The sequence below is a fragment of the Vibrio sp. 99K-1 genome, assembly GCF_013114585.1.
Classification (GTDB): Bacteria; Pseudomonadota; Gammaproteobacteria; order Enterobacterales; family Vibrionaceae; genus Vibrio; species Vibrio chagasii_B.
The window spans coordinates 68,488-90,589 of the sequence record NZ_VTXF01000027.1 but is presented as its reverse complement, the minus strand read 5'-3'; the positions used below and the strand labels follow the sequence as shown (position 1 = coordinate 90,589).

Genomic DNA, 22,102 nt, shown 5'->3' with positions numbered 1-22,102 from the left:
ATAGGAATTGGTAATGGAACCTAGTGAAGATCAAAAGCTAGCAGACGAATGGGCTGCAGCACTTGGTGAAGACCCTTCTGCACCGTCAATTGATGTTGATGACGTGTTGGCGGCACCACTTGATGAGCTAACTGATTCATCGTCTCCGATTTCTGAAGACGAGCGCCGTAAGCTGGATACCATTATGGATATCCCAGTCACGATTTCTATGGAAGTGGGTCGCTCTCAGATCAGCATTCGCAACCTTCTGCAATTGAACCAAGGTTCGGTTGTTGAGCTAGACCGTATTGCTGGTGAGTCACTGGATGTGATGGTTAATGGTACTCTGATTGCTCATGGCGAAGTTGTTGTGGTGAACGATAAGTTTGGTATTCGTTTGACCGATGTAATTAGCCAAACAGAACGTATTAAGAAGCTACGTTAATGCGCTTATCGTCTCTAAGGTTGACGAACTTTCCTCAAGGGTTGAAGAGCTTATCTCGAGCAATAGTCGGAATGGGGCTACTCTCAATTCCTTCTGTTGCCTTTGCTGCGACGCCGCCTTCTCTTGATTTAGCGACCACTTTTGGGTCGCTAATTTTCGTTATAGCCTTCATTTTATTTATTGCTTGGTTGCTTAAGCGCATGCAAGTGCCAGCGATGTCCAATCAACAAGGTTTGGCGATTGTTAGGCAAATCCCTGTTGGCACAAAAGAGCGTATCGCTATTGTGCAAGCGGGCGATGAACAGTTCTTGGTGGGCATTACCACCCAATCTATTCAGCTGATCTCTAAGCTTGATAAACCTCTTACTCAGGAGATGCTGGAAAAAAGTACATTCTCAAGTCAGCTTTCCCAGCTCATGAAAAAAGATGCAAACAAATAACGGACTTTTGAACTCATCTTACTTTTGCCAAGCCGGAGCTTTCCGAGCGGTGAAGGTGCTGCTGGTTCAGCTAACTCTTCTCTGTACCCTTTTGTTTAGTGTGTCGGTATTTGCACAGGCTGAAGACGGCACTGTTATTCCTGCCAACACTGCGGGTTCAGAGTCGGTCACCATCAGCACGATGGAACAAGACCAAGCCAAATCGACCACCATGACCACCGGCAGTTTGACTGGGAATGGGGGCGGCATTCCCGCTTTCACCATGACGACCAATGCTAACGGTGGTGAAGACTACTCGATAAACCTGCAAATTCTTGCGTTGATGACCATGCTTGGCTTCTTGCCGGCAATGGTTATTTTGATGACTTCGTTCACCCGTATTGTGGTGGTGATGTCTATCCTGCGTCAGGCAATGGGTCTGCAGCAAACACCATCGAACCAAGTTATCATCGGTATCGCGATATTCTTGACCTTCTTCATCATGTCACCGGTGATCAATCAGGTGAATGAGCAAGCGGTTCAACCTTATCTGAATGAACAGATCACGGCACGACAAGCATTTGATGTTGCTCAAGGGCCGATCAAATCATTCATGCTAAAACAGACTCGAATCAAAGATTTAGAGACTTTTGTTGAGATCTCCGGTTCGGAAGTGACCAACCCTGAAGACGTTTCAATGGCGGTGCTGATTCCTGCATTTATCACCTCCGAGCTCAAAACCGCCTTCCAGATTGGTTTTATGCTGTTCTTGCCGTTTTTGATCATCGACTTAGTGGTGGCGTCGGTATTGATGGCGATGGGTATGATGATGTTGTCACCAATGATTGTATCTTTGCCGTTCAAGTTAATGCTGTTTGTTCTTGTTGATGGTTGGAACTTGATACTCTCCACACTCGCCGGCAGTTTTGCCTTGTAGCTGGGGGAAATCATGAATCCTGAAATATTCGTAGAGTTGTTCCGAGATGCGCTTTGGATGGTGCTAATCATGGTTTGTGCCATCATTATTCCCAGCTTGCTGATCGGTTTGGTGGTGGCTATCTTCCAAGCAGCGACCTCGATCAACGAACAAACATTGAGTTTCCTGCCGCGTTTGATTGTGACCTTATTGGCCTTGATGCTGTTTGCGCACTGGATGACTCAGATGATGATGGAGTTCTTCTTTGAGCTCATCGAACGTTTACCTCAAGTTCTGTATTAAACCGATATGGAATACCCAACGAGCCTTGTACTAGAGTGGTTAGCCAATTATTTTTGGCCTTACACTCGCATCTCAGCAATGCTGATGGTGATGACGGTCACCGGTGCACGTTTTGTGTCGCCGCGTATTCGTTTGTATTTAGGTTTAGCAATCACCTTCGCAGTGATGCCTGCGATTCCCGCGGTTCCAAAAGAGATTGAACTGCTCTCTTTCCAAGGCTTCCTAACTGTCTTTGAGCAAATTGTGATTGGTGTGGCGATGGGTTTTGTCACTCAGTTCATGATTCAAACTTTTGTAATGCTCGGTCAAATCCTTGGTATGCAATCGAGCTTGGGTTTCGCCTCTATGGTCGACCCGGCAAACGGCCAGAACACGCCTGTATTGGGGCAGCTCTTCATGCTACTTGCGACCATGTTCTTCTTGGCGACCGATGGTCATTTGAAGATGTTGCAGCTGGTGGTATTCAGTTTTAAAACTCTGCCGATTGGCAGTGGATCTCTGACTTCGGTCGATTTTCGCGAGCTAGCATTATGGCTCGGCATTATGTTCAAAGCGGCATTGGCGATGTCGCTGTCGGGAATTATCGCGCTGCTGACGATAAACCTATCATTCGGTGTAATGACACGTGCTGCGCCTCAGCTAAATATCTTTTCTTTGGGTTTTGCATTTGCGCTACTCGTGGGTCTGTTACTTTGTTGGTACATCCTTGGCGGCTTGTATAGTCATTATGAGCTATTTTGGATGCAAGGCGAGCAACAGATATGTCGTCTAATCCGGTTAGATTGCTAGGAGACTGAAATGGCAGAGTCAGACGGTCAAGAACGCACAGAAGACGCCACGCCCAGACGCTTGCAACAGGCCAAAGAGAAAGGGCAGGTTGCAAGGTCAAAAGAGCTGGCGTCAGCATCGGTATTAATTGTCGGTGCCGTTGCACTAATGTGGTTTGGTGAATCGATGGCGAAGGCGCTGTTCGAGGCCATGCAACGCCTGTTCTCTTTGAGCCGCGACGAAATCTTTGATACCAACAAGCTGCTGGAAATCGCTGGCGGCTCGTTGGTGAACTTGCTGTTTCCACTGTTCTTAATCCTGGTCACCTTGTTTGTTGCTGCTGTTATTGGCGCGGCAGGGGTTGGTGGTATTAACTTTTCGATGCAAGCTGCGATGCCAAAGGCGTCAAAGCTCAATCCACTCAGTGGAATCAAGCGAATGTTTGGCCTACAAAGCTGGGTCGAACTGATTAAATCGATTTTGAAAGTTGCGCTGGTATCGGGGATGGCGGTTTATCTGATTCAAGCCTCTCAACATGACTTAATGCAGCTGAGCATGGATGTCTATCCGCAGAATATCTTTCACGCCTTGGATATCTTGCTTAACTTTATTCTCTTGATCAGTTGTTCTCTACTGATTGTGGTGGCCATTGATATACCATTCCAGATCTGGCAACACGCCGATCAATTAAAGATGACTAAGCAAGAAGTGAAAGACGAATTCAAAGACACCGAAGGTAAGCCTGAAGTGAAAGGTCGAATTCGTATGTTGCAAAGAGAAGCGGCTCAGCGTCGTATGATGGCAGATGTGCCTCAAGCGGATGTGATTGTCACCAACCCAGAGCACTTCTCGGTGGCTTTGCGCTATAAGCAAAATCAAGATAAAGCACCCATTGTGGTCGCCAAGGGTGTAGATCACATGGCGATGAAGATCCGTGAAATTGCCCGTGAAAATGATATCTATATTGTTCCAGCACCACCGTTGGCGAGGGCGCTTTATCACACTACAGAGCTTGAACAACAAATTCCTGACGGTCTGTTTACCGCCGTAGCTCAAGTGCTTGCATATGTGTTCCAGCTAAAACAGTATCGAAAACGCGGTGGCGAGAGGCCAAAACTGCAAGATTCTAATATGCCGATCCCACCTGATTTACGTCATTAGATCAATTACTTGAGCTCAGCCCTATGAAGCTTGATAATAGGGAGATTAATTAGCTTCTGTTAACCAACAAAGCGCTGATAATTTGACGTTAGATATTGGTACAGTGTTTGCTATATCAATCCCGAACATCATAAGCCGATCATGGTAAACCTGATCACTATAAACCTTGTTGCTAAAACGTTGGCAACATAGCTTAGCCCTGAGCCCGATTTACTTGGCGAGAGGCGACAACATAGCGAAACTATCTAGATTTATGAAATTCTCCCTGCCTTTTGCGGACAAGCTACCAAAAATCCCTAACCGTGCCATGCCTGCAATTGGTGCGCCCGTTATGGTACTTGCCACGCTGGCGATGGTGGTGTTGCCAATTCCTGCATTTTTGCTGGATATGTTCTTCACCTTCAATATCGCACTCGCTATGGTTGTGTTACTGGTGTCGGTTTACACACGAAGACCTTTAGACTTCGCCGCTTTCCCAACTGTCCTTCTGATTGCAACTCTGCTTCGATTAGCCTTGAACGTTGCTTCTACTCGTGTGGTTCTACTGCATGGTCACGAAGGTGGTGATGCGGCGGGTAACGTGATTGAGGCCTTCGGTAACGTGGTTATCGGTGGTAACTACGCGGTTGGTTTAGTGGTGTTTTTGATCCTGATGATCATCAACTTCATGGTTGTTACCAAAGGTGCAGGGCGTATCTCGGAAGTAAGTGCGCGTTTTACCTTGGATGCGTTACCGGGCAAACAAATGGCAATCGATGCCGATTTGAATGCGGGTTTGATCGATCAAGATCAGGCGCGTCTGCGACGTTTTGAAGTAACCAAAGAGGCCGATTTCTACGGTTCGATGGATGGTGCTTCGAAGTTCGTTAAAGGTGATGCGATAGCGGGTATTTTGATCCTGTTCATCAACATCATTGGTGGCTTGAGTATCGGTATGGCTCAATTTGGTTTGGGTTTCGGTGAGGCTATCGAAATCTACACCCTACTGACTATCGGTGATGGTCTGGTTGCACAAATTCCATCTTTATTACTGTCGATCGCTGCAGCGATGATGGTAACGCGTCAAAATACCGATGAAGACATGGGCCAGCAGCTCATCTTCCAGATGTTCGACAATCCAAAAGCCTTGATGATCACTGCGGCGATTCTCGGTGTGATGGGTATTGTTCCGGGCATGCCACACTTCTCGTTCTTGAGCCTGGCTGCAATTGCTGGTGGTGCGGCTTATTACATCGATAAGAAACAGAAGAAGAAGGCATTGGAGCCGAACCTCCCTGCGGCTGTTGAAGCCAGTGGCGAGACGGGTTCACAAAAAGAGCTCTCTTGGGATGACGTTCAACCTGTTGATATTATTGGCCTAGAAGTAGGCTACCGCTTGATTCCTCTGGTAGATAGGGACCAAGGCGGCGAACTACTAGAGCGCGTAAAAGGCGTGCGTAAGAAGTTGTCTCAAGATTTCGGCTTCTTGATCCCTGCAGTACACATTCGCGACAACCTAGAGCTGACACCAAACAGCTACCGAATCACCTTAATGGGTGTTGCGGTAGGTGAGGCTGAGATAAAGCCTGATATGGAACTCGCGATTAACCCGGGCCAAGTGTACGGGATGATCGACGGTGAGCCGACTATCGATCCGGCATTTGGTCTCGAAGCGGTATGGATTCGTGAAGAGCAACGTGAACACGCTCAGGCTCTTGGTTACACCGTAGTTGACTCGTCGACCGTACTAGCAACCCACCTCAGCCAACTGCTTACTAACAATGCGTCGCAGCTTATTGGTCATGAAGAGGTTCAGAATCTACTTGAGATGCTTAGCCGCTCAACACCTAAGTTGGTTGAAGGGTTTGTACCGGATCAACTGCAGCTTGGTGTGGTAGTGAAAGTGCTACAAAATCTGCTTAATGAAGCCATTCCAATCCGTGATATCCGAACCATAGTCCAAACTTTGTCGGAGTACTCGAGCAAGAGTCAAGAACCTGACATATTAACGGCGGCAGTTCGCATCTCATTGAAACGACTAATTGTTCAGGAAATCAATGGGATAGAGCCGGAATTGCCTGTAATAACCCTAATTCCTGAGCTGGAACAAATCTTGCATCAAACCATGCAGGCATCCGGCGGAGAATCTGCTGGTATTGAACCTGGTTTAGCGGAACGTTTACAGACCTCTCTTAGCCAAGCGACTCAAGAGCAAGAGCTGAAAGGGGAGCCAGCAGTGTTACTGACTTCAGGCGTGTTGCGTTCGACTCTAGCTAAATTCGTGAAGAACACGATCCCAAGCTTAAGAGTACTGTCATACCAAGAAATACCGGATGAAAAGCAGATACGTATAGTACAAGCTGTTGGTAATTAAGCCGCCTAATTAGAACGGACGATCGAATTGAAAATTAAACGATTTTTTGCAAAAGACATGCGGACTGCTCTGCTCCAAGTTAAAGAAGAACTTGGTTCGGACGCAGTGATCATGTCTAACAAAAAGGTCGCAGGTGGCGTGGAAATTGTTGCCGCTATTGATGGCGAATCTAGCCCGTCAGCAGCGAGCCCAAGACTCAACAAACCTCAGCAGCCTGCGCATAGCCAATACACGCAAATGGCCGCTCCCTCAGCTCCGGCAGGGCGTCGCGAATTAGATGATGACAAGGTAAGCCTTCAGTCAAACTCTGAAGGTGGACGCTCGATGACTAAGCGCTTTGCAAACATGCTCAAGCAATACAGTCATGGCGCAGACGATGAGCCGCAGCACCGCGCTGAAAACGAAGACTCCCTGTCAGCGTTACTCAATCGTCAATCTAGCAACAGTCACCTGTCGCAAAATAACCAGCCATCGAGTGGTAGCCTAGATTCAGCATTTGCTCGCGAAACTGGCCTCTCTAAATTGATTGCTGAAGATCGCCGAGTTGAACGCCCTGCACCTCGTTTGGATCCGACTCGTTACGATCGCGGTCGCGACAGTGGTCAATCCAAAGGTTCTGATACCGAAATGGAAACGATGCGTGAAGAGATGACCTCAATTCGTCGTCTGTTAGAGCATCAAGTTTCTGGGTTGATGTGGCAAGAAGTTGAGCGCCGTGAACCGCTGAGAGCCATGCTTATTAAACGTCTTGAACGCATGGGTGTGTCGGCAGAACTTGCAGATCAGATGGCTTGTTACATTCCTGAAGATACCAAACCAGCTCGTGCATGGAAGGCGTTGTTAGCCTTGGTTGCTGACCAGATCTCCGTGACACAGAAAGATATTTTAAAACGCGGCGGAATTGTGGCTCTACTTGGCCCAACCGGCGTGGGTAAAACGACGACGGTTGCAAAGCTTGCGGCTCGTGCTGCCATGGAATATGGCGCAGATAACGTAGCACTAGTGACAACGGACACATATCGTATAGGTGCACATGAGCAGTTATCGATTTATGGTCGCATTATGGGTTGTCCTGTAAGAGTTGCTAAAGATTCTAGCGAACTGGCCGATGTAATATATCAGTTACGTAATCGTCGCCTGATTCTGGTTGATACTGCGGGTATGGGACAACGAGATGTTCGCCTATCTGAGCAGTTAGACACATTGATGCAAGAGAGTGGTTCCGTTATCAATAGCTACCTTGTTTTGCCGGCTACAGCGCAACGCAAAGTACTACAAGAAACAATTGAACACTTTAGAAGAATCCCGTTGTCGGGATGCATCATGACTAAATTGGATGAATCTCTCAGTCTTGGTGAATTCATCAGTGTCGTAATACAAAATGCATTACCAGTTGCTTACATAGCAAATGGTCAACGAGTTCCTGAAGATATCGTTATAGCTCAACCAAAGTACATGATTGCTAAGGCAAATGAGTTATTAGAGAAATCTACAGAGAATGAACCTCATTACTGGAACAGCGATTCTGAAGGGCTCTAGGCGGCGGATAAATATGAATGAAAATATGATACACGATCAAGCTAGCGGCCTCCGTCGCTTAACCAAGCCTTCAATCACCAAAGTTATTGCGGTAACCGGTGGTAAAGGCGGCGTTGGTAAATCTAATGTGACGTTAGGTATGGCTATTTGTATGGCGCGCCAAGGTAAAAAAGTCATGGTGCTTGATGCCGACTTAGGTCTTGCGAACGTTGATATCATGCTAGGAATTCGCTCTAAGCGAAACCTTGGGCATGTGTTAGCGGGTGAATGTGAACTCAAAGATGCGATTGTTGAAGGTCCGCACGGAATTAAAATCATTCCTGCGACATCGGGCACGCAGAGCATGACAGAGCTATCACACGCACAACACGCTGGTTTGATTCGCGCATTTGGTACCCTTGAAGACGAGATGGACATCTTGCTAGTGGATACCGCGGCTGGAATCTCGGACATGGTGATCAGTTTCTCAAGAGCGGCGCAAGATGTGGTGGTCGTGGTTTGTGATGAACCTACTTCAATCACTGATGCATATGCGTTAATTAAGCTTCTGAGTAGAGAACACCAAGTTCAGCGATTTAAAGTTGTTGCAAATATGGTCAGAAGCTACCGTGAAGGCCGAGAATTATTTGCAAAATTGACTTTGGTCACAGAGCGCTTCTTGAATGTGAGCCTCGAACTCGTAGCATGTATTCCTTTAGATGATAAAGTACGTCAATCAGTCAAGAGACAGAAAATCGTAGTCGACGCGTTTCCTCGCTCTCCAGCTGCGTTGGCAATCAGCTCATTGGCAAATAAAGCATTGACCTGGCCAATACCAAAAACACCAAGTGGACACTTGGAGTTCTTTGTTGAAAGGCTGCTGAACCGTACTGAATTTGTAGAGGAACCATTTGGTGAATAAAGCGCTTACCTACGACCAACACGCTAATCACAATAGCCAACAGGCTTTTTTTGAGAAGTACTCTGTGTTGGTTAAACGTATCGCTCATCACTTGTTGGGGCGATTACCGCCTAATGTATTGGTTGATGACTTGATTCAAGCGGGCATGATCGGCTTGATTGAAGCGCAGCAAAACTATGATGGTACCAAAGGCGCAAGCTTTGAGACGTATGCCGGTATTCGAATCCGTGGTGCAATGTTGGATGACATTCGCCGTGGGGATTGGGTGCCGAGATCGGTTCATAAAAACAATCGAGAAATCAGCAGTGCAATTGCGGAACTAGAGAGTACTCTCAACCGCGACCCAAGCGATGCCGAAGTGGCAAAGCACATGGGACTCAGTTTAGAGCAGTATCATAGCGCTTTAACTGATATTAATTGCTCAAGATTGGTCGGGATCGAAGATTTAGGCGTCTCAGATGATGTAATATCTCCGAATGAAGACTCTCAAGATAACGCGCCTTTTCAAGGGGTTGCTGATGAGTCATTCCGCCAAGCTCTGATCGATTCGATAAAACAGCTTCCGGAAAGGGAAGGCTTAGTGCTTTCTCTTTATTACGACGAAGAACTCAATTTAAAAGAGATTGGGGAAGTATTAGGTGTCAGCGAATCTCGTGTCAGCCAAATATTGAGCCAATCTATGCAGCGTTTACGCACTAAGTTAAGTGCTTGGACACAGAACGACTAACAACACTGATTTTTATTCAGTGGAGGCTAATTTGAACAAAAACATGAAAATTCTCATTGTTGATGATTTTTCAACGATGCGCCGAATTGTTAAAAACCTACTTCGCGACCTAGGTTTCAACAACACACAAGAAGCAGACGATGGCTTGACCGCGTTACCTATGCTGAAAAAAGGCGAATTTGATTTCGTGGTAACTGACTGGAACATGCCGGGCATGCAAGGTATCGACCTGCTAAAACACATTCGTGCAGATGCTGAACTGAAGCACCTTCCAGTGCTAATGATCACAGCAGAAGCGAAGCGTGAGCAGATCATCGAAGCAGCGCAAGCGGGTGTAAATGGTTACATTGTGAAGCCTTTCACTGCCGCAACTCTTAAAGAAAAACTAGATAAGATTTTTGAGCGCTTATAAGCATTAAAAATAACCTGTTTTTAGGCGCTTCTAGAGAGACATTAACTTTTTAGTTTCCCGTTTTTCTCAAACGTTGAAGCGTCACAAATATGCGGAGTAAGGCCGAACTCAGGATGATTTCATTAGAACAAGCAAAAAAATTAGTAGAGCTGCTTGAAAACGATGAGCAGCAAGATGCTGATTCTCTTGTTAGAAGCATTTATGAAGACAACTTTAGTCTTCAAGACAATCCAATGCTTCAAGAAATAGGTAGTCTGACTCGCGACCTCCATGACTCTTTGACACAATTCAACTTTGACGAGCGCATTAGCGTTATCGCAAATGATGAAATCCCTGATGCAAGGGATCGCCTTCAGTATGTCATTGATAAAACGGAAGTTGCGGCAAATAAAACGATGGACGCTGTCGATCGCTGTATGCCAATCGCAGACAACCTACACGAGTGTTTACTTCAAGTAAGGCCTCAATGGAATGAACTGATGCATGGCCGCATTGAGCTGGCACAATTTAAAGCTTTATGTCACCGCATTGATGGATTGCTTGTCCAAGTAGAGGGCGATAGTACCGAACTACGTGGGCAACTGACTGAAATCTTGATGGCTCAGGATTTCCAAGATTTAACTGGGCAAATTATTAGCAAAGTTATTACCTTGGTTAATGAGGTTGAAGGGCGCTTAGTCGAGATTCTCACCGTATTTGGTGCGAATCAGGTTGAGCCAACTCCAACATCAGAGAAGAAAGCATCGATTGCTCCAGAAGGACCAATCATGAATCCAGAAGAGCGCGAAGACGCTGTTGCTTCTCAGGATGAAGTCGACGATTTGTTATCCAGTCTTGGATTTTAAAGGTAACGTATGAGCTACGATTTAGACGAAGATATTCTTCAGGACTTTTTAGTCGAAGCAGGAGAGATCCTTGAGCTTCTATCAGAGCAGCTGGTAGAACTTGAGAATAACCCTGACGACAAAGACCTATTAAATGCTATTTTCCGTGGTTTCCATACAGTAAAAGGTGGTGCTGGTTTCCTAGCATTAACTGAGCTGGTGGATACTTGTCATGGTGCCGAGAATGTGTTCGACATTCTACGCAACGGCCAACGCAGCGTAACATCAGGCTTGATGGATACCATGCTGCAGGCTCTAGACACTGTTAATACACAGTTCCAAGCCGTGCAAGATCAGGAACCTTTAGTGCCAGCAGATCAAGCATTATTGGATGAGCTTCACCGCCTCTGTAAACCAGAGTCAGCAGATGAAGTTGCACCAGTAGAAGCGCCTGCACCTGTTATCCCTGAGCCTATCGCTGTTGAACCTGAACCGGTTGTCGAAAGCCCGAGCATCAGCGCCTCTTCAGTAGACGATATCTCTGAAGATGAATTTGAACGTCTGCTCGATGAACTTCATGGTAAAGGTGGCTCACCAACGTCATCTGCGGCACCAACACCGCCGCCAGCACCAGCTGCACCACAACCTGTGGTTGATAGTGGTGATATCACTGACGACGAATTCGAAAAGTTATTGGACGAACTGCATGGTGCGGGTAATAGCCCGACAAGTGCTGGTTCAACGCCGCCTCCACCTGCTGCAGCACCAGTATCGGCGATGTCTGAGGGCGACGATCTGATGACTGATGAAGAGTTTGAGAAGCTACTTGATCAGTTACACGGCTCTGGCAATGGTCCATCAGTTGAAGAACTCGATGCCGCGACTAAGCCTGCTGAAAGTAAGCCAGTTGCACCTCAAGCTGCGCCTAAGCCGCAACCCGCAGCGCCAGTTGCTGTAAAAGCTGAACCTGCACCAAGTGCACCGGCAAAAGCGGAAGTGAAAGCGCCGGCTAAGAAGCAGCAAGCGGAAGCAACCGTTCGTGTTGATACCTCAACGCTGGATACCATTATGAACATGGTTGGCGAATTGGTATTGGTTCGTAACCGACTCGTTAGCCTTGGCTTGAACAGTAACGACGAAGAAATGTCGAAAGCTGTCTCTAACTTAGATGTTGTTACTGCAGACCTACAAGGTGCGGTAATGAAGACTCGTATGCAGCCGATCAAGAAAGTATTTGGTCGCTTCCCTCGAGTTGTCCGCGACCTTGCACGTAGCCTGAAAAAAGACATCGTTCTTGAGATGCGTGGTGAAGAAACGGATCTAGACAAAAACTTAGTAGAAGCACTTGCTGATCCACTGATTCACTTGGTTAGAAACTCAGTTGACCACGGTATTGAAATGCCTGAAGACCGAGTGATGGCGGGTAAATCAAGAACCGGTAAAGTGATTCTGTCTGCCTCTCAAGAGGGTGATCACATTGAGCTGGCTATCGTTGATGACGGTGGCGGTATGGACCCCGATAAGCTTCGTGCTATTGCGGTTAAACGTGGTCTGATGGATGAAGATGCTGCTTCTCGTTTATCAAACAAAGAGTGTTTCAACCTAATTTTCGCGCCAGGCTTCTCAAGTAAAGAGCAGATCTCTGATATCTCTGGTCGTGGTGTAGGTATGGACGTTGTGAAAACGGCGATCAACACACTGAATGGCTCAATTGATATCGATTCTGAGATGGGACAAGGCACCAAGATTACGATCAAGGTTCCACTGACACTAGCGATTCTACCTACCTTGATGGTTGGTGTTTCTGGTCACCCATTTGCGCTGCCTTTGGCTTCGGTTAACGAGATCTTCCACTTAGATCTAAGCCGTACCAACGTGGTTGATGGTCAGTTGACGATCATCGTTCGCGATAAATCGATTCCACTGTTCTACTTGCAAAACTGGCTTGCACCGAAAGCCGGTGATGTTGAGCTACGTAAAGGGCATGGTCATGTGGTTATCGTACAACTTGGCAGCCAACGTGTTGGTTTTGTTGTTGATACGCTTATCGGTCAAGAAGAAGTGGTGATTAAGCCGCTTGATAAATTGTTGCAAGGTACGCCTGGCATGGCAGGCGCAACAATTACGAGTGATGGTCACATTGCATTGATTTTAGATGTGCCGGACTTGTTGAAGCAGTACGCAGCTGCGTCAAGAATTTAATTTAAGGATAAATATGGCGATTAAAGTATTAGTCGTTGATGATTCGAGCTTTTTTCGTCGTCGAGTAAGCGAGATCATCAATTCAGAGGCTCGCCTAGAAGTCATCGATGTTGCGGTAAATGGTAAGGAAGCGGTAGAGAAAGCGAAACAGCTAAGACCTGACGTGATTACCATGGACATCGAAATGCCTGTCATGGACGGTATCACAGCCGTTCGTGAAATTATGGCGGCGTCTCCAACGCCTATTTTGATGTTTTCATCGCTAACGCATGACGGTGCTAAAGCGACATTAGATGCTCTAGATGCGGGTGCTTTAGACTTCCTACCTAAGAAGTTCGAAGACATTGCACGTAACCGCGATGATGCCGTTGCGTTACTTCAACAGCGTGTGATTCAGATTGCGGCTAAACGTGCTTTCATGCGCCGTGCACCAATTGCACCGAGGGCGACAGCAACGACTTCAACATCCACGTCATTGCGTCAACCGGTTTCTAATGCTACTCCAGCCGCTAGACCTGCGGTCGCATCCGCTGCGAAATTCAGAGCTTCGGGTAAGAAGTATCAGCTAACGGCAATTGGTACGTCGACTGGTGGTCCGGTTGCGCTGCAGAAGATTTTAACGCGTATCCCTGCGAACTACCCGCACCCTATTGTGCTAGTTCAACATATGCCTGCGACTTTCACAGCGGCTTTTGCTAGCCGCTTGAATACCTTGTGTAAGATCGAAGTTCGCGAAGCTCAAGACGGAGACGTGTTGAAGCCTGGCGTTGCTTATCTTGCTCCAGGCGGCAAGCAGATGATGGTTGATGGTCGTGCTGGATCGGCTCGCCTAAGAATCATCGATGGCGGCGATCGCATGAACTACAAACCTTGTGTGGATGTCACTTTCGGCTCTGCTGCGAAGATCTACGGCGACAAAGTGTTGTCTATGATACTGACAGGTATGGGTGCCGATGGTCGAGAAGGTTCACGCATGTTGAAAACCGCAGGCTCGACAATCTGGGCACAAGATGAAGATAGCTGTGTTGTATATGGTATGCCTCAAGCTGTAGCAAAAGCTGGCATTTCTACTGAAGACCTACCTCTGGACCGCATCGCGGAACGGATCTTGGTTGAAGTTGGGTTAGCTTAGGTAAATCGAGATGATTGTTTGGAGTGTTGCAAACCAAAAAGGTGGTGTTGGTAAAACAACCACGACAGTGACCATGGCAGGCCTGCTTGCTTTAAAAGGACACCGCGTGTTGTTGGTGGATACTGACCCACATGCATCACTGACCACCTATCTGGGTTACGACTCAGATACGGTGGAGTCGAGCTTGTTCGATCTGTTTCAGCTTCGTGAGTTTTCTGCGCAGGCGGTAAGACCGCTGACGTTGCAAACCGAAGTTGAAGGCATCGATATCATCCCAGCACACATGTCATTAGCAACACTTGACCGTGTGATGGGAAATCGAAGCGGTATGGGGTTGATCTTGAAGCGTGCTTTGGCGGCGTTGAAAGAAGATTACGACTACGTGTTGATCGACTGTCCGCCAATTCTTGGTGTGATGATGGTGAATGCATTGGCAGCGAGTGACCGTATTTTGATTCCGGTACAGACTGAGTTTCTGGCGATGAAGGGGCTAGAGCGTATGATTCGTACACTAACCATCATGCAGAAATCTCGCAAAACACCGTTTAAGGTGACGATTGTCCCTACCATGTACGACAAGCGAACCAAGGCATCACTGCAAACACTTACGCAGCTGAAAGAGGACTACCCAAACCAAGTTTGGACCTCAGCGGTACCAATTGATACCAAGTTTAGAGACGCAAGCTTAAAGCGCTTGCCTGCCTCTCACTTTGCATCGGGAAGCCGTGGTGTATTTGCTTATAAACAGCTGCTTATTTATCTCGAAAGGTTGGCGATAAATGAGCGAGAATAAAGATTCAACAATAGCGCGACCAGGCCTATCAAGTGAACAAGCACTGGATGACTATTTTACTGCGCTATTAGGTGATGAAGCCAGAGCCAGAGCCAGAGCCAGAGCCAGAGCCAGAGCCAGAGCCAGAGCGTCAATTAGCGAGTCATTACTCAAGCTACGCCGAAATACGTGCAGCTGAGTTTGAAGTACCTAACCTAGAGGACGTTCAGAAGCTACTGAGCCGATTAGAGGCAACCAATGTTGTTGAGGACCTGAATCTTGACGAACTGATGGACCAGAACACGCAGAAAATCGCTCAGCAAGCAGACATGCAAATGTTTGATGCTGCGGTTGAGTCGGTTCAAGTCTCGCTAGAGCCAGAGATTCAAGATTGGAACCTTCCTGAATCTGATTTATCGATGGCGGCAGAACCTCTGGTTGAACTGCAGCCAATTGAAGAATCAACAGTAGAAGCTGAGCTTCCAACGGTTGAGCAACCAGTCTCTGAGATCGAAGCCGATGTTCCTGACATTGAGTCCGCTATTGAGCCAGAAACACAAGCGGGTGGTGCAGGGCAGTTTACTTCTTGGGAAAGAACGGCTCGAACAGAAGACTTCCAAGTTTTGTATTTTGATGTCAATGGTGTGACCTTTGCAGTACCACTGGATGAACTGGGTGGTATCCACCGCCTTGAAGAGGTCAATCACATTATTGGCAAACCATCTTGGTATTTGGGGTTACAAACCAACCGAGACAGTCAGCTAGATGTGGTCGACACCGCAAAATGGGTGATGGCCGAGAAGTTAGCCAGTGACGAATACAAAGAAAACTATCAATATATAGTAATGCTTGGAGAAAGCTTATGGGGGCTTGCGAGCACAGAGCTTAAAGGCACCGAGCTGCTTAATACTGATAAAGTACGTTGGCGAGAAATGGCAGGAAAACGCCCATGGCTCGCTGGTATGGTAAAAGAAAAAATGTGTGCTTTGATCCATGTCGAAGCATTAATCGCCATGCTAAATGCAGGGCTAGATGTAAAAGCATTGAGCTAGTACCAAGATTGGTACAACAAAAGCATCAAGTTAATAATAGTGGTCGGTAACGACGGCAAGAGGATTATCTATGTCTCAAATGAGTGAAGTTGAAGTAAGAAAAGATCAAACGAATGACGAAGTACTTCAATGGGTAACATTCCAGCTAGAAGAAGAAACTTACGGCATCAATGTAATGCAAGTTCGTGAAGTACTGCGTTACAGTGAGATTGCTCCGGTACCAGGTGCTCCTGACTACGTTCTAGGTATTATTAACCTACGTGGTAACGTTGTTACTGTTATCGACACTCGTTCTCGCTTTGGTTTGATGCAAGGTGAAATCACGGATAACACTCGTATCATCGTTATTGAATCTGAGCGTCAAGTTATTGGCATCCTGGTTGATAGCGTTGCTGAAGTGGTTTACCTACGTTCTTCTGAAATCGATACAACACCAAGTGTTGGTACTGACGAAAGCGCGAAGTTCATCCAGGGCGTTAGCAACCGCGATGGCAAGCTGCTTATCTTAGTAGATCTAAACAAACTACTAAGCGAAGACGAATGGGATGAGATGGCTCACCTATAATGTTTGAAGCGCTTCCTTTAAGCCCTGCTGCACTGATTGCTGGAGTTGGGGTTTTTACGTTATTCATCTTGATTTTGATAAGCAAAGTAAAAAGTGCGATTCAAAAGCAACTGGATCAGTCACGCCTACAGGTTCGTAACTTGGATAAAGAGCTGCAAAAATCGAGCAAGCAATTGTTAGAAGTTCGCTCTGTTGTGGTTGGCCTTGGCCAGAAAGTGACTGAACAACAAGATCTTATCAAACATTTGAATGAACGTATTGTTGAGCTGGAACATGCGGATACCGATGGACGTTTGTACACGCGTGCAACGAAAATGGTTCAGCTTGGCGCTGGGATTAACGAGTTAATTGAAGAATGTGAATTACCCAAAGCAGAAGCTGAGCTGATGATGTCTCTGCAGAACAAGCTTGCTGGTAAAGAGAAAATTCCTTCATTACGAAGCGACCCTTCCTCGTTTGATGAGCATCCCACCGCCTCTCGTGATCGCAGGGATCCACCTCGACGTCGTTAAATTGAGCGCTATTCGTGGATAAACACGCATGTTTGTCGCACACCTTTTAAAAAGAAGCTTCGGCTTCTTTTTTTGTGCCTGTATAACTGTTTATAGAACGATGTTTATAAGTGCTTGTTACTACAGCAATATCTCATTTTTGGTCAAAATGTGTAAATTGTGATGCAGTAGTAACAGTTTCTTACCGACTTTGTTCTACTGAAAACGCCTAGTCCTGTTTTGTCACCATATTGGTGTGCTACTATAGCCCTCTCATTACTCGACTAAATTTACCTATGCTAGAAGTCTCAAATTTAACTGCTATTCGTGACGAAAGGGTTCTGTTTGAATCGTTGTCTTTTCAATTGAAACCAGGAGAGTTGGTTCAAGTTGAAGGGCGTAACGGTACAGGAAAAACGACACTCCTTAGGATCATCACTGGTTTAGGTGATCGTGACGAAGGCACTATCTCTTGGGATGGCGAATCTATCGAATCAAGTCGAGATGTGTATCATCAAAATTTGCTTTTTCTTGGCCACCAAACGGGTGTAAAGCGCGAGCTTAGTGCCTATGAGAACCTCAGTTTCTATCAGTCAATTCATTGTGGCGGAACCAATAAGGAAGAGCTTTACCATGCGCTTGCTCAGGTAGGGCTTGCAGGTCGAGAAGATGTGCCTGCTGGGCAGCTTTCTGCTGGTCAGCAGCGCCGTGTTGCCTTAGCTCGTCTTTGGTTGAGTAAGCAGATGTTGTGGATTCTCGACGAGCCACTGACTGCGATTGACAAGCAGGGTGTTAAAGTTCTTGAATCGCTTTTTTCTCAGCATGCGGATAACGGTGGTATTGTGCTACTCACAACGCACCAAGATATGTTTGCTGATAGCCCGAAACTAAGAAAAATAAAGTTGGGTGAGTAATATGATCTCTTCTATGACCACCATTATCCGACGTGAGCTACTTATCGCTTTTCGACGTCAGGCGGATATCTTTAACCCGTTGTGGTTCTTCATCATTGTTATCACGCTTTTCCCATTAAGTATCGGCCCTGAGCCAAACCTACTTGCACGCATTGCGGCGGGTATTGTTTGGGTTGCTGCTTTACTTTCTGCGTTACTGTCTCTTGAGCGTCTATTTCGCGATGATTTTCAAGATGGTGCCCTTGAACAGATGATGCTGATGCCCATCCCGTTGCAGTTGGTAGTATTGTCCAAGGTCATAGCACACTGGTTATTGACCGGGTTACCATTAATTTTAATTAGCCCATTGTTGGCTGTTTTGTTGTCATTGGATTTTGACACTTGGCTCTCTGTTGTGATGACTTTGCTTGTCGGAACGCCTGCCTTGAGCTTTATTGGGGCGATTGGTGTTGCTTTGACGGTTGGGTTGCAGAAGGGCGGGGTGTTACTGAGCCTGTTAATTTTGCCGCTATACATCCCTATTTTGATTTTCGCAACGTCAGCGATTGACGCTGCGGCGTTGGGCGTTGCCTACAATGGTCAACTAGCGATTCTCGGCGCCATGTTGATGGGCGCGATGACGCTAACGCCTTTTGCGATCAGTGCCGCACTTCGCGTGAGTGTGAACTGATAACGGTACCAGTCTCGTATAGCTAAAGTGAACCAAAGTGTTCGATGAGACTCATAGAGTCAGCAAAACAGAAAGCAGAACAAATATATTATTATAATTATAGCTTTAGTAGCTGTAAGCAATATGAAGTAAGAGTGAGATTACAACATGTGGAAATGGCTCCATCCCTATGCCAAAGCAGAAACGTCATACCAGCTTGCTGGTAAACTTCTGCCGTGGTTCTCAATCCTAGCGCTATTGTGTCTATCCGTTGGTACGGTGTGGGGCCTCGCGTTCGCACCTTCTGATTATCAACAGGGTGATAGTTTCCGAATTATCTACATTCACGTTCCTTCTGCCATTTGGTCGATGGGCGTATACATGTCGATGGCTATTGCCGCGTTTATCGGTTTGGTATGGCAGGTAAGGCTTTCTGATATGGCAGCACTGGCGATGGCGCCGATTGGTGCTGTATTTACTTTCATTGCTCTGCTAACAGGCGCAGTTTGGGGTAAGCCAATGTGGGGCGCTTGGTGGGTTTGGGATGCACGCCTAACCTCAGAGCTGATTCTTCTATTCTTATATCTAGGTGTAATTGCACTTCACCACGCTTTTGATGACCAAAAAACAGCAGCAAAAGCGGCGGGTATTTTGGCTATCGTCGGCGTGATTAACCTCCCTATTATTCACTTCTCGGTAGAGTGGTGGAACACACTTCATCAAGGCGCGACGATCACCAAGTTCGCAAAACCTTCGATTTCAAGTGACATGCTATGGCCGCTTCTTCTCAACATCTTCGGTTTCGCTTTCTTCTTTGGCGCTTTGACCATGATTCGTTTCCGCAACGAAATCATCAGCAAAGAAAGTCATCGTCCATGGGTTCGCAAGCTTGCGGCTGATAAAGCGTAGTAGGGTAGGTATTTATGTATTTTGAATCTTTGAGTGATTTCTTTGCCATGGGCGGTTACGCGTCATACGTATGGAGTGCATTTGGAATCACATTTCTCTCGATGATCATCTTACTGGTGGTAAGCGTTCGTCGTGGTAAGCAATTACTAACTGAAGTACAAGCTAAGGTTGATCGCCAAGCTCGTATCGATGCAGCAAAAAATATGGAGAACACTCTATGAACCCAAGACGCAAAAAGAGGCTGGGCATTGTCTTAGCGATCTTTTTTGGTATCAGTGCAACTGTTGGATTAATGGTTTACGCACTTAACCAGAACATGGATCTGTTCTACACACCAACTGAGCTGGTAAACGGTAAAGATGGTAAAAAACCTGAGGTTGGCCAACGCCTACGTATTGGTGGCATGGTTGTCGTAGGCTCTGTAAGCCGTGACAACGAATCACTACGAGTAAGCTTTGATTTGGCAGATGTAGGTCCTAAAGTAACAATTTTATACGATGGTATCCTTCCTGATCTTTTCCGTGAAGGCCAAGGTATTGTTGCTCAAGGTGTCCTTAAAGATGCGACGACAATCGAAGCGTTTGAGGTGTTGGCAAAGCACGATGAAGAGTACATGCCTTCTGAAGTTGCGGAAGCAATGAAGAAAACACATGAGCCTTTGCAATACACGACTGAACAAAAAGAAGGAAATGCTCAATGATAGCCGAGATCGGCCATTTTGCGATGATCCTGTCCTTGGGACTTGCATTGCTGTTAAGCGTGCTCCCATTGTATGGAGCCGCTCGAAATAACACATTATTGATGAACAGCGCACGACCGTTGTCGTGGGGTATGTTCGGATTCTTAGCGATTTCGTTCTTTATCTTGTGTTACGCGTTTTACACAAATGATTTTACGATTCAATACGTAGCAAGTAACTCAAACAGCCAACTACCTTGGTACTACCGAATTACGGCAGTTTGGGGTGCGCACGAAGGTTCATTACTGCTTTGGGTTCTCATCCAAGCGGGTTGGACGGTAGCAGTAGCGACATTCAGTCGTGGTATGCCTCAAGAGTCTGTGGCTCGCGTTTTGGCTATCATGGGTTTGATTACTGTCGGCTTCTTGCTGTTCATTATCGTGACGTCTAACCCGTTCTTACGTACATTGCCTTTCTTCCCTGTTGATGGCCGTGACCTGAACCCATTACTGCAAGATCCGGGTTTGATCATTCACCCACCTATGCTTTACATGGGTTATGTAGGTTTCTCTGTTGCATTCTCTTTCGCGATTGCTTCTCTAATGAGTGGTCGTCTTGATACGGCATGGGCTCGTTGGTCTCGTCCTTGGACAATTGCAGCTTGGTTATTCCTAACGGTAGGTATCGCACTAGGTTCATGGTGGGCATATTACGAACTTGGCTGGGGTGGCTGGTGGTTCTGGGATCCAGTAGAAAACGCTTCATTCATGCCTTGGTTGGCTGGTACTGCACTGATGCACTCACTAGCGGTAACCGAAAAGCGTGGCACATTTAAAGCTTGGACAGTATTGCTGGCTATCTCTGCGTTCTCATTAAGCTTGTTGGGCACTTTCTTAGTTCGTTCAGGCATTCTGGTCTCGGTTCACGCGTTCGCGTCTGATCCGGCTCGTGGTATGTTCATCCTAGGTTTCCTAGTTTTTGTTATTGGTGGCTCACTATTACTGTTCGCAGTGAAAGGTGCATCAGTTCGTGTTCGTGGTAACTTCGATCTAGTCTCTCGTGAAAATGCGCTACTTGGTAACAACGTTCTTCTGATTGCAGCGCTAGTTGTTGTGTTAGTAGGTACATTATTACCACTGGTTCACAAACAGTTAGGTCTGGGCTCGGTATCTATCGGTGCACCATTCTTCGACATGTTGTTCTTCTGGTTAATGATCCCGTTCTCGTTCCTATTGGGTATCGGTCCTCTTATCCGTTGGAAGCGTGACAATTTATCTAAGCTTGTTAAGCCAATGATTATTTCAGGCGTATTCTCGTTAGGCTTGAGTGCGCTAATGGTGACACTGCTAGCTGACCGCTTCAGTGGTACTGCGTTTGCAGGCTGGGTAATGGCATTCTGGATCATCTTCATGCACGGTTTTGAACTGCATGAGCGTGCGACTCACCGTCATAGCTTTATGAAAGGTCTAACCAAGCTACCTCGTAGCCACTGGGCGATGGTGTGTGGTCACATCGGTTTAGCCGTAACTGTAATTGGTATCGCAATGGTACAGAACTACAGTATTGAACGTGATGTTCGTCTGGCACCTGGCGAGAGCTACCAGCTTGAAGAGTACGACTTCCTATTCACAGGTGTTCGTGACAAAGATGGTCCAAACTACGATGGTTACATTGCTGATTTTGAAATCACAAAAGAAGGCAAGTACATCAATACGCTTCACGCAGAAAAACGCTTCTACACGACGGCTAAGTCTATGATGACAGAAGCGGCGATTGACCGTGGTGTAACGCGCGACCTTTACATCGCAATGGGTGAGCGTCTAGACGACAACAAATCTTGGGCTGTACGTATTTACTACAAACCATTTGTACGTTGGATCTGGGCCGGTTCTTTGATCATGTCTCTTGGTGGCGCTATCGCTATCAGTGACCGTCGTTACCGTTTCCGTAAGCCAACCAAAAAGTCGGCTCAAGAGCAGGAGGCTTAACT

23 protein-coding genes and 1 pseudogene are annotated in these 22,102 nt (G+C 46.6%); all 24 read left to right on the top strand.

The genetic code is table 11. The features are described from left to right. Window positions 1-13 precede the first annotated feature (13 nt). Window positions 14-424: a flagellar motor switch protein FliN gene (fliN, locus tag F0228_RS19745; RefSeq protein ID WP_004739851.1), complete on the top strand. Its 411-nt coding sequence runs from the start codon at window positions 14-16 to the stop codon at window positions 422-424. Then, complete coding sequence (gene fliO, locus F0228_RS19740; RefSeq protein ID WP_171730072.1) at window positions 424-864, top strand: flagellar biosynthetic protein FliO; 441 nt, start codon at window positions 424-426, stop codon at window positions 862-864. The genes fliN and fliO overlap by 1 nt, the downstream gene beginning before the upstream one ends. Next, window positions 851-1,780: a flagellar type III secretion system pore protein FliP gene (gene fliP / locus F0228_RS19735; protein ID WP_171730073.1), complete on the top strand. Its 930-nt coding sequence runs from the start codon at window positions 851-853 to the stop codon at window positions 1,778-1,780. The genes fliO and fliP overlap by 14 nt, the downstream gene beginning before the upstream one ends. Window positions 1,781-1,792: 12 nt before the next feature. Next, the gene (gene fliQ / locus F0228_RS19730; protein WP_004739854.1) at window positions 1,793-2,062 is read left to right on the top strand and encodes a flagellar biosynthesis protein FliQ; all 270 of its coding nucleotides are present in this window, start codon (window positions 1,793-1,795) and stop codon (window positions 2,060-2,062) included. Between the two features lie 6 nt (window positions 2,063-2,068). Next, the gene (gene fliR, locus F0228_RS19725) at window positions 2,069-2,851 is read left to right on the top strand and encodes a flagellar biosynthetic protein FliR (RefSeq protein WP_004739855.1); all 783 of its coding nucleotides are present in this window, start codon (window positions 2,069-2,071) and stop codon (window positions 2,849-2,851) included. A 9-nt stretch (window positions 2,852-2,860) separates the two neighbouring features. Continuing rightward, window positions 2,861-3,991, top strand: coding sequence for a flagellar biosynthesis protein FlhB (gene flhB / locus F0228_RS19720; RefSeq protein WP_061033691.1), 1,131 nt, complete (start codon window positions 2,861-2,863; stop codon window positions 3,989-3,991). A gap of 253 nt (window positions 3,992-4,244) precedes the next feature. Further along, complete coding sequence (gene flhA / locus F0228_RS19715; RefSeq protein WP_061033690.1) at window positions 4,245-6,344, top strand: flagellar biosynthesis protein FlhA; 2,100 nt, start codon at window positions 4,245-4,247, stop codon at window positions 6,342-6,344. 27 nt (window positions 6,345-6,371) lie between these two features. Then, the gene (gene flhF, locus F0228_RS19710) at window positions 6,372-7,883 is read left to right on the top strand and encodes a flagellar biosynthesis protein FlhF (RefSeq protein ID WP_105059167.1); all 1,512 of its coding nucleotides are present in this window, start codon (window positions 6,372-6,374) and stop codon (window positions 7,881-7,883) included. A 13-nt stretch (window positions 7,884-7,896) separates the two neighbouring features. Beyond that, entirely contained in the window at window positions 7,897-8,784 is an 888-nt protein-coding gene (locus F0228_RS19705; protein ID WP_008218303.1) for a MinD/ParA family protein, read from the top strand. Beyond that, window positions 8,777-9,511, top strand: coding sequence for an RNA polymerase sigma factor FliA (locus F0228_RS19700; RefSeq protein WP_004739861.1), 735 nt, complete (start codon window positions 8,777-8,779; stop codon window positions 9,509-9,511). The genes F0228_RS19705 and F0228_RS19700 overlap by 8 nt, the downstream gene beginning before the upstream one ends. A gap of 43 nt (window positions 9,512-9,554) precedes the next feature. Continuing rightward, window positions 9,555-9,923, top strand: a complete 369-nt coding sequence (cheY, locus tag F0228_RS19695; protein WP_008218307.1) for a chemotaxis response regulator CheY — start codon at window positions 9,555-9,557, stop codon at window positions 9,921-9,923. Window positions 9,924-10,036: 113 nt separating this feature from the next. Next, entirely contained in the window at window positions 10,037-10,768 is a 732-nt protein-coding gene (locus F0228_RS19690; protein ID WP_008218308.1) for a protein phosphatase CheZ, read from the top strand. 9 nt (window positions 10,769-10,777) lie between these two features. Then, window positions 10,778-12,949 (top strand): chemotaxis protein CheA, encoded by a 2,172-nt coding sequence (locus tag F0228_RS19685; protein WP_171730074.1) that lies wholly within the window; start codon window positions 10,778-10,780, stop codon window positions 12,947-12,949. Between the two features lie 13 nt (window positions 12,950-12,962). Then, a complete protein-coding gene (locus tag F0228_RS19680) occupies window positions 12,963-14,081 on the top strand; it encodes a chemotaxis response regulator protein-glutamate methylesterase (RefSeq protein WP_171730075.1) in 1,119 nt (372 codons plus the stop codon). Between the two features lie 10 nt (window positions 14,082-14,091). Beyond that, a complete protein-coding gene (locus tag F0228_RS19675; protein ID WP_008218313.1) occupies window positions 14,092-14,874 on the top strand; it encodes a ParA family protein in 783 nt (260 codons plus the stop codon). Beyond that, window positions 14,861-15,905, top strand: a pseudogene (locus F0228_RS19670) (chemotaxis protein CheW). The gene F0228_RS19675 and the pseudogene F0228_RS19670 overlap by 14 nt, the downstream one beginning before the upstream one ends. 70 nt (window positions 15,906-15,975) lie before the next feature. Continuing rightward, window positions 15,976-16,470, top strand: a complete 495-nt coding sequence (locus F0228_RS19665; protein ID WP_004739873.1) for a chemotaxis protein CheW — start codon at window positions 15,976-15,978, stop codon at window positions 16,468-16,470. Continuing rightward, on the top strand, window positions 16,470-16,982 hold the full coding sequence (locus tag F0228_RS19660; RefSeq protein WP_008218316.1) for a DUF2802 domain-containing protein: 513 nt from the start codon (window positions 16,470-16,472) through the stop codon (window positions 16,980-16,982). The genes F0228_RS19665 and F0228_RS19660 overlap by 1 nt, the downstream gene beginning before the upstream one ends. Before the next feature lie 275 nt (window positions 16,983-17,257). Continuing rightward, complete coding sequence (gene ccmA / locus F0228_RS19655; protein ID WP_102424046.1) at window positions 17,258-17,875, top strand: cytochrome c biogenesis heme-transporting ATPase CcmA; 618 nt, start codon at window positions 17,258-17,260, stop codon at window positions 17,873-17,875. 1 nt (window position 17,876) lies between these two features. Then, window positions 17,877-18,545 carry a heme exporter protein CcmB gene (gene ccmB, locus F0228_RS19650; RefSeq protein ID WP_004739878.1) on the top strand — a complete coding sequence of 223 codons (669 nt, stop codon included), beginning with the start codon at window positions 17,877-17,879 and terminating at the stop codon, window positions 18,543-18,545. A 147-nt stretch (window positions 18,546-18,692) separates the two neighbouring features. After that, on the top strand, window positions 18,693-19,433 hold the full coding sequence (locus F0228_RS19645; RefSeq protein ID WP_004739880.1) for a heme ABC transporter permease: 741 nt from the start codon (window positions 18,693-18,695) through the stop codon (window positions 19,431-19,433). A gap of 14 nt (window positions 19,434-19,447) precedes the next feature. Then, window positions 19,448-19,654: a heme exporter protein CcmD gene (gene ccmD / locus F0228_RS19640; RefSeq protein ID WP_008218322.1), complete on the top strand. Its 207-nt coding sequence runs from the start codon at window positions 19,448-19,450 to the stop codon at window positions 19,652-19,654. Further along, a complete protein-coding gene (ccmE, locus tag F0228_RS19635) occupies window positions 19,651-20,133 on the top strand; it encodes a cytochrome c maturation protein CcmE (protein WP_008218324.1) in 483 nt (160 codons plus the stop codon). Before ccmD ends, ccmE begins: the two co-directional genes overlap by 4 nt. Then, a complete protein-coding gene (locus tag F0228_RS19630; RefSeq protein ID WP_008218325.1) occupies window positions 20,130-22,100 on the top strand; it encodes a heme lyase CcmF/NrfE family subunit in 1,971 nt (656 codons plus the stop codon). Before ccmE ends, F0228_RS19630 begins: the two co-directional genes overlap by 4 nt. Window positions 22,101-22,102 lie beyond the last annotated feature (2 nt).

What these genes read in the sequence shown, in the direction of transcription:
- flhB (WP_061033691.1), top strand. Translation starts at nt 2,861, where the DNA reads ATGGCAGAGTCAGACGGTCAAGAACGCACAGAAGACGCCACGCCCAGA.
- fliN (WP_004739851.1), top strand. Translation starts at nt 14, where the DNA reads ATGGAACCTAGTGAAGATCAAAAGCTAGCAGACGAATGGGCTGCAGCA.
- F0228_RS19675 (WP_008218313.1), top strand. Translation starts at nt 14,092, where the DNA reads ATGATTGTTTGGAGTGTTGCAAACCAAAAAGGTGGTGTTGGTAAAACA.
- F0228_RS19630 (WP_008218325.1), top strand. Translation starts at nt 20,130, where the DNA reads ATGATAGCCGAGATCGGCCATTTTGCGATGATCCTGTCCTTGGGACTT.
- ccmD (WP_008218322.1), top strand. Translation starts at nt 19,448, where the DNA reads ATGTATTTTGAATCTTTGAGTGATTTCTTTGCCATGGGCGGTTACGCG.
- F0228_RS19660 (WP_008218316.1), top strand. Translation starts at nt 16,470, where the DNA reads ATGTTTGAAGCGCTTCCTTTAAGCCCTGCTGCACTGATTGCTGGAGTT.
- fliO (WP_171730072.1), top strand. Translation starts at nt 424, where the DNA reads ATGCGCTTATCGTCTCTAAGGTTGACGAACTTTCCTCAAGGGTTGAAG.
- F0228_RS19690 (WP_008218308.1), top strand. Translation starts at nt 10,037, where the DNA reads ATGATTTCATTAGAACAAGCAAAAAAATTAGTAGAGCTGCTTGAAAAC.
- F0228_RS19685 (WP_171730074.1), top strand. Translation starts at nt 10,778, where the DNA reads ATGAGCTACGATTTAGACGAAGATATTCTTCAGGACTTTTTAGTCGAA.
- flhA (WP_061033690.1), top strand. Translation starts at nt 4,245, where the DNA reads ATGAAATTCTCCCTGCCTTTTGCGGACAAGCTACCAAAAATCCCTAAC.
- F0228_RS19705 (WP_008218303.1), top strand. Translation starts at nt 7,897, where the DNA reads ATGAATGAAAATATGATACACGATCAAGCTAGCGGCCTCCGTCGCTTA.
- ccmA (WP_102424046.1), top strand. Translation starts at nt 17,258, where the DNA reads ATGCTAGAAGTCTCAAATTTAACTGCTATTCGTGACGAAAGGGTTCTG.
- fliP (WP_171730073.1), top strand. Translation starts at nt 851, where the DNA reads ATGCAAACAAATAACGGACTTTTGAACTCATCTTACTTTTGCCAAGCC.
- cheY (WP_008218307.1), top strand. Translation starts at nt 9,555, where the DNA reads ATGAAAATTCTCATTGTTGATGATTTTTCAACGATGCGCCGAATTGTT.
- fliQ (WP_004739854.1), top strand. Translation starts at nt 1,793, where the DNA reads ATGAATCCTGAAATATTCGTAGAGTTGTTCCGAGATGCGCTTTGGATG.
- F0228_RS19680 (WP_171730075.1), top strand. Translation starts at nt 12,963, where the DNA reads ATGGCGATTAAAGTATTAGTCGTTGATGATTCGAGCTTTTTTCGTCGT.
- F0228_RS19645 (WP_004739880.1), top strand. Translation starts at nt 18,693, where the DNA reads ATGTGGAAATGGCTCCATCCCTATGCCAAAGCAGAAACGTCATACCAG.
- ccmB (WP_004739878.1), top strand. Translation starts at nt 17,877, where the DNA reads ATGATCTCTTCTATGACCACCATTATCCGACGTGAGCTACTTATCGCT.
- fliR (WP_004739855.1), top strand. Translation starts at nt 2,069, where the DNA reads ATGGAATACCCAACGAGCCTTGTACTAGAGTGGTTAGCCAATTATTTT.
- ccmE (WP_008218324.1), top strand. Translation starts at nt 19,651, where the DNA reads ATGAACCCAAGACGCAAAAAGAGGCTGGGCATTGTCTTAGCGATCTTT.
- F0228_RS19665 (WP_004739873.1), top strand. Translation starts at nt 15,976, where the DNA reads ATGTCTCAAATGAGTGAAGTTGAAGTAAGAAAAGATCAAACGAATGAC.